Here is a 14,259-nt window from a genome sequence, read left to right as displayed (position 1 = left end):
CCTTCAGGAAATGCCGGCGCGGCGCAGGCCGCCCAGGTAGTGATCGAGGTCGGCCGGCACCCGCATCGGGGCACGCTCGCGCGCCTTGGCCAGGGTGAAATCAGGCTCGATGGCGAGAAGGCGCGCGCGCACCTCGGCCGCCTGCTCCCGCCGACCGAGATGGCCGAGCGCGGAGAGCCACGCCTTGTATGGAAAGGTGAAGCCCGCATGCAGCGCCGTCACGCGCCGCGCATCCGCGTCGACATCGGCGTGCCTGTGCAGCAGCAGCAGCGGCACGAGCCGGGCAGCGTCGAAGAAGAAGGCGTGCGGATGCAGCGGCGCCAGGCGCTTGTAGCGCTCCCAGCGCGTCAGCGCCTCGGCGTGCTGGCCGCGATAGGACAGGGCCAGCGCGGAGAAGACCCAGGCCATCGGCAGGTTCGGATTGAGCGCAAGGGCGCGATCGTAGAGCGTGACCGCCTCGGCCACACGATGATGCAGGAAGGCGCGCACATGGCCGAGGACCGTGAGCGCCTGCGCATCCGACGGGTCGAGCGCCACGGCACGCGAGGCGAGCTCCTCGCTTTTCGCCAGGACATCGCCGTCGTTCTGCGCCCAGCCCTGGCCGACCAGGAACAGATGCCAGTAGGCGTGCCAGGCGAAGGCGGGCGCATAGTCGGGCTCGAGGCGCGTCGCCTCGTCCAGCATGCGCCCCGCGAGCTCGTAGGATTGCCGGTCGAGCCGGTAGATCGCCGGGATCGCGCGCAGCAGCAGGTCGTAGGCGTTCGCGTGCACATGCGGGCGCGCAACGGCACGATTCGCCTCGATCAGCAGGATCTCGGGGTCGACCCGTGCCACGACCTCGGCCGCGATCTCGTCCTGCAGCGCCAGGATGTCGCCGGCGTCGCGGTCGAACCGCTCGGCCCAGACGACCGATTCCGGCGGGCGATGGTCGGTCAGGCGCAAGGTCACGCGGACGCGGTCGCCGCTGCGCTGCACCGAGCCGGAGAGGCTGAAGTCGAGGCCGAGTTCCTCGCCGCCGCCCGGCTGCCGTTCGGCCGCGGCAACCGAGGAACTGTCCACGAGCACGAGCCAGCGGAACCGCGCCAGCGCCGCCGTGATCTCCCCGGCCAGGCCGAGCGAGACATCCGCGTCCGTGCCGCCGCCGATGAGCCGCAGCGGCACGACGCCGAGCCGCGCGCCACGGATGCTGCCGCGGCGCGGCGTGACCTGGACCGGGGCGGCGACCTCCCCGCGGAGCGATTCGGCCAGGGCACTGGTTTCGGGCGACGGGGCGCTGCGGAACCGTTCGGCGAAGATGCGCCGGCATTCCTCCCAGGCGGCGAAGGCCGTGCCGCGGTCGCCGCGCTCGGCCTCGGCGCGGATGAGGATGCGCCAGACCGGTTCCTGCGCGGGGTCGATGGCGAGCACGCGGCGGGCCTCCTGCACGCGCTGCTCCACGTTGCCGGCCGCCGCCAGCCGGGCCGTTGCCGCGTCCAGCGCCACGTCGCGCAGGCGGCGCCGCTGCTCCGCCAGCCAGATGTCGAAGGCGGCATCGAGGCCATCGAGGTCGGCCAGGAGGTCGGCCTGCAGGAGATTGAGCGCCTCGAGCCGGTCGCGCGCCATGGCGGGGACCTCGCGCGCGTCGATCCAGACGCCTTCCGTGTTGATCGCGACCGTTTCGCGGGTGGCGACGATCAGCCCGCGGCCCCATTCCCCGAGGACGTCCTGCAGCTCGTGCAGCGCCTGGCGCAGCGAGCCGCGCGCCTGGTCCTCGCCGCGGCGGCTCCAGAGCAACTCGGCGAGGCGCTGGCGGGAGATCGGCGTCGGCGCATCCATGGCGAGTACGCCGAGGACCGCTCGCGTCTTGCGCGACCGCGGCACGAGGGATTCACCCGTGACGGCGCGCACATCCATCCGCCCCAGCATGGTGACGCGCAGCCGCGCGGGGGTGGGGGTGCCGGCACGCCCGACGCTCGGGCCGACCTCGGCGAAAGGTCTGCGGTCCTGCATCTCGATGCCGGTGAGGTCTGACATTCTCACGCTAGCCTAACGGCCTTTGCCGTAATGACAAACAGGGGCCGTGCGGTCGGGGACGACGCGGCGGCCGGGGTATGGCACGCCGCGCAAGCCCTGGGGAGCAGCACCCGGCACGGCCAGATGCGCCGCCGCCTCAATCCGCGAGAGACGTCAGCGGCGATGAAACGCGGAGAAATTAACTAATAGGTTGTAATCTGGACCGTGAATTTCGCGTTATACGCATCATCGCGACATGAATTTAGCGTTCGCTTGGTCCATGTTGCTGACCTTTGAACAGCACCAACGTACTTCAAAAAGATCGTATTCCTATTCAATTAGATTATCAAGAAAATAAGTTTAAACAAGTAGGAATGATTACTTGCGCTGGCCTTCGCCTGCAGCCAGCCTCCGGGGCAATGGCCGACCAGCCAGACATCATCACCCTCCCGGAGATCAAGCCAATGACCAAGATCCTCGCCTCCGTCGCCGACAAGGGCGCCGTCCGCACCGGTGCCGGCCTCCGCGCACCCAAGGCCTCCGTCGCCGACAAGGGCACCGTCCGCACCGGCGCCGGCCTCCGCGCACCCAAGGCCTCCGTCGCCGACAAGGGCACCGTCCGCACCGGCGCCGGCCTCCGCGCGCCCAAGGCCTCCGTCGCCGACAAGGGCACCGTCCGCACCGGCGCCGGCCTCCGCGCGCCCAAGGCCTCCGTCGCCGACAAGGGCACCGTCCGCACCGGTGCCGGCCTCCGCCGTCCCGCCTGACCGCGGAGCTGGGGGCTCTCCGCCCGGGGAGCCCCCGCCCCCCCTTCCCGAATCCGGCCAGGACGGCAGCCATGACCCCGGACAGGACGCCCATCGTCGCCTTCCACCGCCTCATTCCCGGCATCCCGGCGCCCGAGCGCGCCGACCGCTCGGGGCTCGGCGGCCTGCCGACCCGCGCCTTCCGCTACTGCGATGCCGTCACCACCGCCGCCGGCTATGGCTGGCACATCACCGCGCCGCTCGACTTCACGCTGATGTGGGATGGCCACGAGATCCTCTGGACCTGCGAGGAGCTCGAGCACGAATGGATGCCGCTCGGCCTCGGCGCCGTGCAGTACCCGCATTTTCGCGCCCGCTTCGACGAGGAGGTGCCGCAGGACATCCGCGGCTTCTCGCCCCCCTTCCTGACCGGCCTTCCCGAGCCGGGCGTCGTCCAGATGTGGACCGGCCTGTTCGTCCGCACGGCACCCGGCTGGTCGCTGCTGAGCCGCGCGCCGGCCAACCTGCCGCGGTCCCCGCACTACGAGCAGTTCGAAGGCGTGGTCGAGTTCGACAAGTGGTTCGGCCCGCTCTTTACCAACATCCGCATGACGCGCACCGACATCCCGGTCGAGATCAACCAGCTGCGCCCCATCCTGCAGGTCCAGCCCGTGCCGCAATTCGCCTATGCGGATGCGGTGATGAACGCGTCCTCCGTCACCGACGCCTTCACGCAGTGGGGCGATACGGAGTGGAACGCCTATCGCGACAGCGTGGTCACGCCCGCCATGGCCGAGGACCATCAGCCAGGCCGCTACGCCGCCGATGTGCGGCGCGCGCGGCGCGGCCAGGGCTGCCCCTTCGCCGCCATGGCCGCGGCCCGGGAAGCGGCGCCGGCGGCCTGACCCCTCCGCCTGCGCCGCCCGAAGCCGCCGTGCCGCAAGGCCGGCGGCTTCGCTCGTTCTGGACAGGCCGGTCCATCGGCGCATCATCGGCGGCGTTGAGGAGAAACGCCCATGACCGATGCCCCGCCCGTGGCCGGGACGCCACAGCTCGACGGCCGCCAGGTGGCCGAGCTGGCGCGCCAGCTGACCGAGCTGCTCCGCCTGCGCACCCTGCCGATCGGCATGAAGCTGTTCGAGAGCGCGGAGGAGATGGCGAAGGTCCCGGGCCTGCGCCGCCCGCCGGAGGGACGCAAATTCTCCACCTGCCAGCTGGTGACCCAGGCGCGGATCGCCGGCTTCACAATGGGCATCGCGCACGAGAACGTGCCCGGCTTTTCCAATTGCGGCGGCGTGATCGGGCTGAACGAACCGTCCGAGCTCTATCTCTCGGGCCGCAAGTTCGAGGGCGTCTGGTTCGAGAACCGCGAAGCGGCCGCCAAGCACCAGGCCGAGATGCCGCGCGTGCCGGCGCGTTACGCGGGCCTCGTGGTCTCGCCGCTGCGCAGCGCCAGGCTCGACCCGCCGGACATCTGCCTGTTCTACGCCAACCCCGCGCAGATGATCCTGTTCATCAACGGGCTGCAGTGGAAGACCTACAAGCGGTTCGACTTCTCCGTGACGGGGGAGAGCGCCTGCGCCGATTCCTGGGGTCGCGCCCTGCGCGACCGGGCGCCGTCGCTGTCGATCCCCTGCTACGCGGAACGGCGCTATGGCGGCGTCGCGGACGACGAGATGCTGATGGCGCTGCCGCCGGCGGATCTTGCGGTGGCGGTCGAGGGGCTGCTCGGGCTGTCGAAGGCGGGGCTGCGCTATCCGATCATGCCCTACGGGCCGCAGGCGGATCCCGGGGAAGGCATGGCGAAGTCCTACGCCGGGAAGACGTGACAATCGGCCCGCGACGCCCGGTCGGGATGCCGCGGACGGGTGCAGGCGCGCGCCACACGGGCAGCGCGCCGGCGCTCTTCCTCGTTGCCCGCCGTCCCGGCATGGGGGTCTGGCGGCGGGGGCCGGGCACATTAGATAAGATATTCTGAATGTCCTGGATGTCGCCATGCGCCGCCTCGCCGCCGCAACCGCTCTCCTGCTCCTCGCCGTCGGCGGCGGCGGCTGGTGGTTCGCGACGCAGCGGCCGCTCTTCGTCCCGGTCGCCGCCGTCGCGCAGGACGTGCCTGTCACGGTCTTCGGCCTGGGGGCGGTCGAGGCCCGCATCCTCTCCCGCATCGGCTTCGAGGTCGGCGGCACGCTCACCGAGGTGATGGCCGACCACGGCGACCGCCTCGCCGCCGGCGCTCCGCTCGCGCGGCTAAGTGCCGCGAGCCAGGAGGCCCGCCTCGCCCGCGCCGAGGCCGCCGTGCTCTCGGCCGCGGCGCAGGCCCAGCGCGCCGAGGCGCAGCGCGAGCGGGCCGAGGCGCTGCTTGCCCAGCGCCAGGCCACCGCACGGCGCCGGCGGGAACTCGCCAACCGCAATGTCGGCAGCCTGGAGGCGGCCGAGCTCGCCGAGACCGAGGTCGCGACCGCCGAGGCCGACCTTGCGGTGAACCGAGCCGATGCCGCGGTCGCGCGCGCCCTGCAGGCCGAGGCGCGCGCCAACGTCGCGGCCGAGCAGACCGCGCTGGCCAAGCACACGCTCCGCGCGCCCTACGACGCCGTGGTCATCGCGAGGCAGCGCGAGGCGGGCGCGGCGGTCAATCCGGGCGAGCCGATCTTCACCCTGGTCGCGCCCGACAGCCTCTGGGCGCTCGCCTATGTGGACGAGGGCCGGGCGGGGGACATCGCGCTCGGCCAGCCCGCGACCGTCACGCTGCGTAGCCGGCCGGGGCGGCCGGTCGCGGCGCAGGTGGCGCGAATCGGCCTCGAGGCAGACCGCGTGACCGAGGAGCGCCGCGTCCATGTCCGCTGCATCGCCTGCCCCGAGATGCCCGTGCTCGGAGAGCAGGCGGAGGTCGTGATCGAGACCGGCCGCCTGCCCAGCGCGCGCCTGGTGCCGGAGAACGCCATCCACGGCTTCGACGGCGCGACCGGTACCGTCTGGGTGGTCGCGAACGGCCGCCTCGCGCGCCGGGAGGCGCGCTTTGCCGCCCGGCTGATGGATGGCCGCGCCGCGATCACCGACGGACTGCCGCCGGACACGCAGGTCGTGACCCGCGTCGCGTCCGGATTCGCCGAGGGGCGGGCCGCGCGGGCAGTGCCGGCGCCGTGAACCTCGCCCTGGCCGACATCCGCCACGGGCTCGGCCGCTTCCTGATGACCTGCATCGGGCTCGGGCTGCTGATGGGCGTGGCGCTCTCCATGGTCGGCATCTACCAGGGGGTGGTAGCCGAGGCGCTGGCGCTCAGCCGGAGCCTGCGCGCCGATCTCTGGGTGGTCGAATCCGGCACACGCGGGCCCTTCGCGGAATCGTCGCGCATCCCGGGCGACGTGCGGGAGATGGTCGCGCGCCTGCCCGGCGTCGCCGCGGCCGGCGCGATCACGCTGCGCACGGCGGAGATGGCCGCGCCGCAGGGCATCCTGCGCGCGCAGGTGATGGGCTACGAGCCCGGCCGGCCGGGCGGGCCGGATGCGATCGAGCGCGGTCGCGCGCTGGGCGGCGCGCGGTTCGAGATGGTGGCAGATGCGCGCGCCGGGCTCGCCCCCGGCGCGACCGTGATCCTGGGCGGGGACCGCTACCGGGTGGTCGGCACCACGCGCGGCCTGGTCGCCGCGGGAGGCGATCCGCTCGTGTTCATCACGCTGCGCGACAGCCAGGAGCTGCAGTTCAAGCTCGCGCCGCCGGCCGCGCGGCGGGCGCAGGCGGCAGGCACCGGCGGCGGCTCGACCGACACGGTCAATGCCGTGATCGCGCGGCTCTCGCGCGCGGCCGACCCCGCGGCGGTGGCCGAGGTGGCCCGGCGGTGGAAGCACCTCGGCGCGCTGACCGATGCCGAGCAGTCCGACCTGCTGACCCGGTCGGTCGTGAACCGCGCCCGTGTGCAGCTCGGCATGTTCACCGTCGTGCTGCTGTTCGTCTCGGCGGTGATCATCTCGCTGATCATCTACACCATGACCATGGACAAGCTCAGGGAGATAGCGACGCTCAAGCTGATCGGCGCGTCCGACCGCACGATCATCGGGCTCGTGCTGCAGCAAGCGCTGATCCTGGGCGCGGCGGGCTATGCGGCGGCGGTCGCGATCGTCTTCGCCACGCGCGGCGCCTTCCCGCGCACGGTCGCGCTCGGCCCGGCGGAGGTCGCGGTCATGGCCGGCGTGATCGGGGCGATCTGCGTCGCGGGCAGCGTCATCTCGATCCGCGCGGCGCTGCGGATCGAGCCACAGCAGGCGCTCGGTGGATGAGCGCGGATGCGCCACTGGTGCGGGTGGAGGGGATCGGCCGGGTCTTCGGCGAGGGCGAGGCGGCGGTGCGCGCGCTGGACGGCGTGGACCTCGATGTCGCGGCGGGGGAGGTGGTCGGCCTCAAGGGCCCGTCGGGCAGCGGCAAGTCCACGCTGCTCAACATCATCGCCTGCATCCTGGAGCCGAGCGCGGGGCGGCTCAGCCTGGGGGAGGAGGTGGTCTGGGACGGCGCCTGGCGGATCGGCGATCTCCGCCGCCTGCGCCGCGAGCGCATCGGCTTCATCTTCCAGTTCCACAACCTGCTGCCCTTCCTGGATGCGACGGACAATGTCGCGCTGGCCATGACGCTGGCCGGCACCGATGTCGGCACCGCGCGGGCGCGGGCACGGGACCTGCTCGACTACCTGCAGGTCGGCCGGCGCGCCTCGGCGATGCCCTCCCGCCTTTCGGGCGGCGAGGCGCAGCGCGTCGCGATCGCCCGCGCGCTGGCCAACCGCCCACGCGTCATCCTGGCCGACGAGCCGACCGCGGCGCTCGATTCCGAGCGCGCCCGGGTGGTGATGGACCTGCTGCGCCAGGTGGCGCGGGAGCAGCGGGCAGCGGTCCTGGTCGTCACGCATGACGAGAAGATCTTCGACCGCTTCGACCGTATCGTCGGGCTGCGCGACGGGCGGATCGAGGCGGTCGGGTAGCGCGGGTTCAGTCCCCGCTCATCCGGATCGGCGGGTTCACGTCCGGCGGCAGCGGGCAGACATAGGGATGCGCGTCGGTTCGCGCCTTGTGGTCCGCCTTGGCCGCGGCGAGGATCTCCGGGTTGCGGATCGCGTCCACCGCCGTGCCGGCCATGATCTTCGCCACATGCACCAGCCCCTTGTGGGCGATGCCGGACTTGCCCTGCGCCGTCAGCTGCCAGGAATGCCCCGGCGTGCCGATGGCGTAGGTGGCGCCCCGCGCCTGCACCGTCGGCACCGCCCAGGAGACATCGCCCACGTCGGTCGAACCGACGCCGCCATTCCCCTTCGCATCCAGCGGCACGATGATGTCGCAGAGTTCCTTGCCGCGCTCGACCTTGAGCCCGTGGCGGCGGAAGGCGGCGGCGATGTCGTCGTCCGACAGCGTCTTCTGGATCTCGGCGGCGAAGGCGCGGTCGGCCTCGTCGAACTGCGGCGGGCCGAGGCGCAGCATGTTCTCGTACATCGCCTTCTCGAGCGGCGTGTTCGCCAGCAGGTTGGAGACCGCGCTCACCACCTTGGTGGTCACCGTCGTCTCGGTCATCAGCGCCGCGCCGTCGGCGATCTTGCGCACCCGGGCGACCAGGCCGTTCAGCTCCGTCAGGTCGCGCGCTCGGATCAGGTAGCGGACCTTGGCCGCGCCCTGCACCACGTTCGGCGCGATGCCGCCGGCATCGAGGTAGGCGTAGTGGATGCGCGCGTCCGACGGCATGTGCTCGCGCATGTAGTTCACGCCGACATTCATCAGCTCGACCGCGTCGAGCGCCGAGCGCCCGAGATGCGGCGCCGCGGCGGCGTGCGACGACCGGCCCGTGAAGGCGAAGTCGATCCGGGTATTGGCCAGCGAAACCGCCTCGTTCACGCCGGTGAAGGCGGCGGGGTGCCAGCAGATCGCCATGTCCACGTCGTCGAAGGCGCCCTCGCGCACCATGAAGCCCTTGGCGGCGCCGCCTTCCTCGGCCGGGCAGCCGTAGTAGCGCACGCGCGCCTTGACGCCATTCGCCGCGAGCCAGTCCTTCACGGCCGAGGCCGCGAGCAGCGAGGCGGAGCCCAGCAGGTTATGCCCGCAGCCATGGCCCGACCCGTCGCCCGGCAGCGGCCGGTGCTCGGCCACGCCGGCCTCGTTCGAAAGCCCCGGCAGCGCGTCGTATTCGCCAAGGATGGCGATGACGGGGCCGCCCTCCCCCGCCTCGCCCATGACGGCGGTCGGGATGCCGGCGACGTCCTTGGTCACGCGGAAGCCGTGCGCCTCCAGCATCGCGGTGTGCTCGGCGCAGGACCTGACCTCGGCGTAGCAGAGCTCCGGCATGCCCCAGACGCGGTCGGCGAGCGCGATCGCGTCCGCGGCCTTGGCGTCCACGTGGCGCCAGACTTCCTCGGTGTTCTGCATGGGCGGGGTCCTTCTCGGGGCTCGGGCGGCGAGTCTCGCCTGCGCAGGCCCCTCCGTCCAGCGCTGGACAGCCGCGCCCGGCGGGACGCAGCATCCCGCCGACGAGGAGTGCCCGCCCATGCCCCGCGTGACGCCCATCCGCCCCGAGACGTTGCCGCCCGACCTGGCCGAGACGTGGCACCGCTACGCCACCGCCTACGGACCCTTCGAGGCGCAGCTCGAGGTCTTCGCCCATGTGCCGGCGGCGCTGCGGCACCTGATGCCGATGCTGATGGAATTGCGCGCCGCCGGGACGCTGCCGCGGCGCGCGCTGGAACTCGCGATCGTCGTCGTCTCGAAGCTCAATGCCTGCGACTACTGCATCGCGCATCACGAGCCCTTCCTGGCGGTGGAGGGCATCCCGCCCGAGGCGGTGGCCGGCCTGCCCGGCAATGCGGACCACCCGGCCTTCACCGCCCGCGACCGCGCCGTCATCGCCTTCGCCATCGCGGCCTGGGAGGACAGCCACCGCGTGCCCGAGCGTCTGTTCCGGAGCCTGCGCGAGCACTTCACCGACGCGCAGATCGTCGAACTCACGCTGCGCATCACGCTGACCGGGTTCTTCAACCGCTTCTCCGCAGCCCTCGGCATCGATGCGGCGGCGGACGCGCATGCCTGACAGCGCGGCAGTAAGACCGGCGCGGGAGGCGACCATGGCGGGACGATGGACGCGGCGCGGCCTTGGCGGCGGGGCGATCGGGCTGCTCGCCGCGCCATCGCCGGTGCGCGCGCAGCCCGCCCGCCCGCGCGGGCCCTTCTGGCCGGGCGGGGCGCGACTGGCGATCGGCATCTGCATGATGTTCGAGGCGGATGGCGGCCAGCCCGCCGCCTTCCAGCCCGGCCCGCCCGGCACGCCGCAGGCGAGCCAGCGCTTCCCGAACCTGCCGATGGTCATGAACCGCACCTATGGCGTGAAGGAAGGCATCCCCCGGCTGCTCGACCTGTTCGACCGCGTGGGCTGCCGCGTCTCCTCCTTCATGATCGGCGAGAGCATCCGCCGCTACCCCGACCTGGCGCGGGAGATCGTGGCGCGCGGCCACGAGGCGGGCGGCCGCGCCATCCGCCACGCGCCGCAGTTCCACCTGCCGAAGGACGAGGAGCGCGCGTTCCTTCGCGAAGGCTTCGACGCGCTCAGGACCGCGACCGGGCTTTGGCCGAAGGGCTTCAACGCGCAGGGCCTGCAGGGGTCGGTCAACACCAACGACCTGCTGCAGGAGCTCGGCCTGATCTATTCCATCGACGACCGCACGCGCGACGAGCCCTGGATCACGACGGTCAACGGCGACCGCGACTTCTGCCTGGTGCCCTACATGGGCCACGTGAACGACCTGAACTTCTTCCAGAACCAGCAGCGCGGCCTGGCGGACTACGAGCAGATGCTGGCCCAGGAATTCGAGGTGCTCTACGCCGAGGGCGCGACGCGGCGGCGGATGATGAGCGTGCCGCTGCACGATTTCGTGGCCGGCCGGCCCGCGGTGGTGCCATCGGTGGAACGTTTCCTGCGCTGGGCGGCCGGCCATCCCGGCGTGTGGTTCGCGCGGCGGGACGAGATCGCGGACTGGGCGCTCGGCCGGGGGCGCGAGCTCACGCCGCGCGACGCAGCAGTGCTGCCCCGGTAGGGCGCCCGTGCCGGCGGATTGCGGTCGCGACGCGGGATGGCGCGTGGAAGACAGGGCGGGGAGAAAAGGGAACTTCTCCCCCACAACCTTTTCCGACACCTGACGCCCCGCTTTCCAGGACCGGTGCCAAATGACAGACAAGGGAGGGGGTTCGGGGGAGGTGCTCCTCCCCCGACCTTGTCGACAGCCCATCCACGTCGAGGCGGGCACGGGCGGCGCAACCCGCCCTCCGTCGGAACGCCGGCCGCTCAGCGCCGAGCGCGTGCCGCCGCCCGGGCCGGCACCGCCACGGCCGGCAGGCGCATCCGCCGCCCGCCGCGCGGCCCCTGTTCGCGCCCGTCATCCAGCATGATCGCTGCGCCGATCTGCACCGAGCCGAAGGTCAGCCCGGTGAAGAACCACAGCATCGCGATCACCGGCAGGCCGCCATGACGCAGGATCAGGCTGCCGACCCCGCCCGGGTCCGCCCAGAGCACCGCGGCGACGAACAGGGCCGACAGGCCGAAGCCCACCAACCCATGCAGGATCATGAAGCGGACGGCGACGGGCATCCCGGAACGACGCATCAGAGCCCCCTTATGCTTGGCTGAGGATATGCGGCGGCACGTCCCGCCGCCAAGCACGTTCAGCGCGCCAGGCGGCGCAGCGGCTCCAGCACCGCGGGGTCGGCGATCGGCGCCGTGTCCCAGGGCGGCTCGGGCGGCGGGTCGAGCGTCTCGAACACCGTGGCCAGCTCGATGCTCCCGGCCTCGGCGGGGCGGGGATAGGGCGTCGGGTCGGGCAGGCCCGGCCCCTTCGGCCGGCCGATCGCCACGAAGAATTCCTCGAGCCCCGCCGGCACCAGCGTCCAGAGCATCCGGAAGGGCGCGTCGCCGTCGTTGATGAAGCCGTGCCGGACATGCGGCGGCGCCACCATGAAGGTGCCGGCGACGATCCGCCGGACCTCGCCGTCGAGCCGCGCCAGCGCCTGGCCCTGGATGATCCAGAACATCTCGGTCTGCGCCGGGTGCGCGTGCTCGCGGATCTTGCCGAGCGGGGGGAGTTCCTGCAGCCCGGCCGAGAGCCCCGGCACCGCGCCGGCGAGGCGTGGCGCGGTCAGCACCTCGATCCAGCCATTGGCGGGCTCCGGCTGCCAGTGCTGCTCGCCGCCCCCCGGCGGCACCACGATCATCTGGGGCGCCATGACGGCACCACGATCATCCCGCGCACCATCAATGCATCCGCGGGTGCTTGAGGAAATCCGTGCGGTCGGCCGAGACGACGGCGACATCGCGTGAGCCCCGCGCCCGGCCGAGCCTCAGCTTCACCGTCGCGCCCGCATCGCCCGCCGACCAGACGGCGCGCCAGAGCTCGGCCAGGTCCGTCACCGCCACGCCGCCCACGGCCAGCACCCGGTCGCCGGTGCGCACGCCGGAATTCTCGGCCGGCCCGCCGGGCGCGAGGGAGGCGATCGCGACCCCCTCGTCATCCTCGGTCGCATAGAGGCCGAGCCAGGGCCGGGACGGGCGGCTCACGCGCCCCAGGGTCACGAGGTCGCCCAGGATGGGCGAGAGCCGGTGCACCGGCACCACCATGTTGAGGTCGAGCCGCCGTGCCTCCTCCCCCTGCTGGAGGATCAGGGAGCCGATGCCCATCAGCTTCCCGTCCGGCCCGATCAGCCCGGCACCGCCCCAGGAGGGGTGCGCCGGCGCGGTGAACAGCGCGTCCTCGATCAGGTATTCCCAGTAGCCAGCGAAGGGCTGGCGCGCGACCAGCTTGCAGCCGACCGCCGCGCGGCGCCCGCCGGCCGCCGCCAGGATGGCTGGCGCGCCGATGCGCAGCGCCTCGCTGTCGCCGAGTTCGAGCGGCGCGACGCCGAGGCTGCCCAGCGCCTGCACCAGGCCGAAGCCCGTTTCCTGGTCCACCGCCAGCGTGTGGCCGGGCACGACGCGACCGTCGGCCGTCGTGATCCAGATGCCCTCGGCCTCGGTCACGATGTAGCCGATGGTGAGGATCAGCCCGTCGCGGATGACCGCGCCGCTGCCTTCGCGCTCGGTGCCGAGCACCCGCGCCGTGAAGGCATCCGCCGGCACCGCCGTGCGCAGCGCGACGATGCTGCCGAGCGCGGCCCCGATGTCGAAGGGAAACTCGGAAGGGTCGGGCTGCAGGTGTTCCGGGATGTCCCACTCGTCCTTGGCCATGTCGTGTCCGTCGAAGCCCCGCCTGTCGTTCGGCCATCCTCCTAGAGCAGCGCCCGACCGGATGGAACACTGCCGCGGTTCCGCCGAACGGGCCTGATCCGCTCCGCGACGGGACTTCCCCGAACGGGACATCCGGCCCGTCGCTGTCATCCGGCCAGGGCGAAGCCTAGCACGGCCCGCCGCCGCGCGGGATGGGCAGGGCGTCCCGCGCGCGGCATCCTGGGACCCCGCGGCCTGCGCCGCGGCAGGATCCGGACCCGCCCATGCCCCTTCCCGATGCCCCCCTGCCCGCGCCGATCCGAGACGGGCTCCGCGCCATGGGGCTGCTGGCGCCGGGCGCCGCGGCCGCCGGCACGGCGCTCTCGGGCGGGGTGTCGTCCGATATCTGGCATGTCGTGCTGCCGGGCGGGCGAGAGGCCTGCGTCAAGCGCGCACTGCCGAAGCTGAAGGTGGCGGCGGACTGGCGCGCGCCGGTCGTGCGCAACCTGTACGAGGCGCGCTGGCTCGCGCTCGCGGCCGAGGCGGTGCCGGGTGCGGCGCCCGCCCTGCTCGGCCAGGACGCGGCGACCGGCACCCTGGCCATGCAATGGCTGCCGCCCGGCGACCATCCGGTCTGGAAGGCGCTGCTGCGCGACGGGGACGCCGATGCCGGCTTCGCCGCTGAGGTCGGGCGCCGCATCGCGCGCATCCACGCCCATGCCGCCGCGCGCCCGGCGCTGGCCGCCGATTTCCCGACCGACGACATCTTCCACGCCATCCGGCTCGAGCCCTACCTGCTGGCGACGGCGCGCGCGCACCCCGACCTCGCGCCGGCGCTGGAGGCGCTGGCGGCGCGCACCGCGGCGACTAGGCGGACGCTGGTGCACGGCGATGTCAGCCCGAAGAACATCCTGGCCGGCCCGGCGGGGCCGGTGTTCCTCGACGCGGAATGCGCCTGGTGGGGGGACCCGGCCTTCGACCTCGCCTTCTGCCTGAACCACCTGCTGCTGAAATGCCTTTGGACGCCCCGCGCGGCGGCGGATTTCCTCGCGGCCTTCGATGCGCTCGCCGCGGCCTACCTCGCCGGCGTCGCGTGGGAGGCGCCCGCGGCGCTCGAGGCGCGGGCGGCGAGCCTGCTGCCGGGCCTGTTTCTCGCCCGCATCGACGGCAAGAGCCCGGTCGAATACATCACGGAGGACGCCGGCAAGGACCGCGTGCGGCGGGTGGCGGGCGCCTTCCTGCGGCGTCCACCCGCCCGGCTTGCGGCGGTGCGGGCGGCCTGGGCCGCCGAGATCTCCGCCTGAGGCGC

General features: G+C 72.7%; 14 protein-coding genes. 9 read left to right on the top strand and 5 right to left on the bottom strand.

Annotated elements, in window-relative coordinates:
• Window positions 1–3 precede the first annotated feature (3 nt).
• Window positions 4–2,013: a BTAD domain-containing putative transcriptional regulator gene (locus E8M80_RS23770; protein WP_137128223.1), complete on the bottom strand. Its 2,010-nt coding sequence runs from the start codon at window positions 2,011–2,013 to the stop codon at window positions 4–6.
• Window positions 2,014–2,285: 272 nt separating this feature from the next.
• Between E8M80_RS23770 and E8M80_RS23765 the strand changes: the two genes are divergently transcribed.
• From E8M80_RS23765 to E8M80_RS23740, 6 genes are all read left to right on the top strand, one after another.
• Entirely contained in the window at window positions 2,286–2,759 is a 474-nt protein-coding gene (locus E8M80_RS23765) for a hypothetical protein (RefSeq protein ID WP_137128222.1), read from the top strand.
• Between the two features lie 71 nt (window positions 2,760–2,830).
• The gene (locus tag E8M80_RS23760) at window positions 2,831–3,643 is read left to right on the top strand and encodes a DUF6065 family protein (RefSeq protein ID WP_137128221.1); all 813 of its coding nucleotides are present in this window, start codon (window positions 2,831–2,833) and stop codon (window positions 3,641–3,643) included.
• Window positions 3,644–3,754: 111 nt separating this feature from the next.
• Window positions 3,755–4,567 carry a DUF169 domain-containing protein gene (locus E8M80_RS23755; RefSeq protein ID WP_137128220.1) on the top strand — a complete coding sequence of 271 codons (813 nt, stop codon included), beginning with the start codon at window positions 3,755–3,757 and terminating at the stop codon, window positions 4,565–4,567.
• Between the two features lie 166 nt (window positions 4,568–4,733).
• Entirely contained in the window at window positions 4,734–5,882 is a 1,149-nt protein-coding gene (locus E8M80_RS23750; RefSeq protein WP_137128219.1) for an efflux RND transporter periplasmic adaptor subunit, read from the top strand.
• Window positions 5,879–7,012: an FtsX-like permease family protein gene (locus E8M80_RS23745; protein ID WP_137128218.1), complete on the top strand. Its 1,134-nt coding sequence runs from the start codon at window positions 5,879–5,881 to the stop codon at window positions 7,010–7,012. The genes E8M80_RS23750 and E8M80_RS23745 overlap by 4 nt, the downstream gene beginning before the upstream one ends.
• The gene (locus tag E8M80_RS23740) at window positions 7,009–7,704 is read left to right on the top strand and encodes an ABC transporter ATP-binding protein (RefSeq protein ID WP_137128217.1); all 696 of its coding nucleotides are present in this window, start codon (window positions 7,009–7,011) and stop codon (window positions 7,702–7,704) included. Before E8M80_RS23745 ends, E8M80_RS23740 begins: the two co-directional genes overlap by 4 nt.
• A gap of 7 nt (window positions 7,705–7,711) precedes the next feature.
• Here the strand turns inward: E8M80_RS23740 and E8M80_RS23735 are convergent, their stop codons facing one another.
• Window positions 7,712–9,133 (bottom strand): M20 family metallopeptidase, encoded by a 1,422-nt coding sequence (locus E8M80_RS23735; RefSeq protein ID WP_137128216.1) that lies wholly within the window; start codon window positions 9,131–9,133, stop codon window positions 7,712–7,714.
• A 118-nt stretch (window positions 9,134–9,251) separates the two neighbouring features.
• Between E8M80_RS23735 and E8M80_RS23730 the strand changes: the two genes are divergently transcribed.
• Window positions 9,252–9,791, top strand: a complete 540-nt coding sequence (locus E8M80_RS23730; RefSeq protein WP_170979609.1) for a carboxymuconolactone decarboxylase family protein — start codon at window positions 9,252–9,254, stop codon at window positions 9,789–9,791.
• Window positions 9,792–9,825: 34 nt separating this feature from the next.
• Window positions 9,826–10,791 carry a polysaccharide deacetylase family protein gene (locus E8M80_RS23725; RefSeq protein ID WP_137128214.1) on the top strand — a complete coding sequence of 322 codons (966 nt, stop codon included), beginning with the start codon at window positions 9,826–9,828 and terminating at the stop codon, window positions 10,789–10,791.
• 248 nt (window positions 10,792–11,039) lie between these two features.
• Here E8M80_RS23725 and E8M80_RS23720 read toward each other — a convergent pair whose 3' ends face one another.
• From E8M80_RS23720 to E8M80_RS23710, 3 genes are read right to left on the bottom strand one after another with little or no spacing between them, the layout of a single operon-like run.
• The gene (locus tag E8M80_RS23720) at window positions 11,040–11,357 is read right to left on the bottom strand and encodes a hypothetical protein (RefSeq protein ID WP_137128213.1); all 318 of its coding nucleotides are present in this window, start codon (window positions 11,355–11,357) and stop codon (window positions 11,040–11,042) included.
• A gap of 59 nt (window positions 11,358–11,416) precedes the next feature.
• The gene (locus tag E8M80_RS23715; RefSeq protein WP_170979608.1) at window positions 11,417–11,974 is read right to left on the bottom strand and encodes a cupin domain-containing protein; all 558 of its coding nucleotides are present in this window, start codon (window positions 11,972–11,974) and stop codon (window positions 11,417–11,419) included.
• A 28-nt stretch (window positions 11,975–12,002) separates the two neighbouring features.
• Window positions 12,003–12,971, bottom strand: coding sequence for a S1C family serine protease (locus E8M80_RS23710; protein WP_137128211.1), 969 nt, complete (start codon window positions 12,969–12,971; stop codon window positions 12,003–12,005).
• Between the two features lie 263 nt (window positions 12,972–13,234).
• Here E8M80_RS23710 and E8M80_RS23705 point away from each other — a divergent pair, with 263 nt between their 5' ends.
• Window positions 13,235–14,254 (top strand): phosphotransferase, encoded by a 1,020-nt coding sequence (locus tag E8M80_RS23705; protein WP_137128210.1) that lies wholly within the window; start codon window positions 13,235–13,237, stop codon window positions 14,252–14,254.
• Window positions 14,255–14,259: the final 5 nt, after the last annotated feature.

This window comes from Roseomonas sp. HF4 (assembly GCF_005222755.1).
Classification (GTDB): Bacteria; Pseudomonadota; Alphaproteobacteria; order Acetobacterales; family Acetobacteraceae; genus Neoroseomonas.
This window is presented reverse-complemented; position numbering and strand designations above follow the sequence as displayed.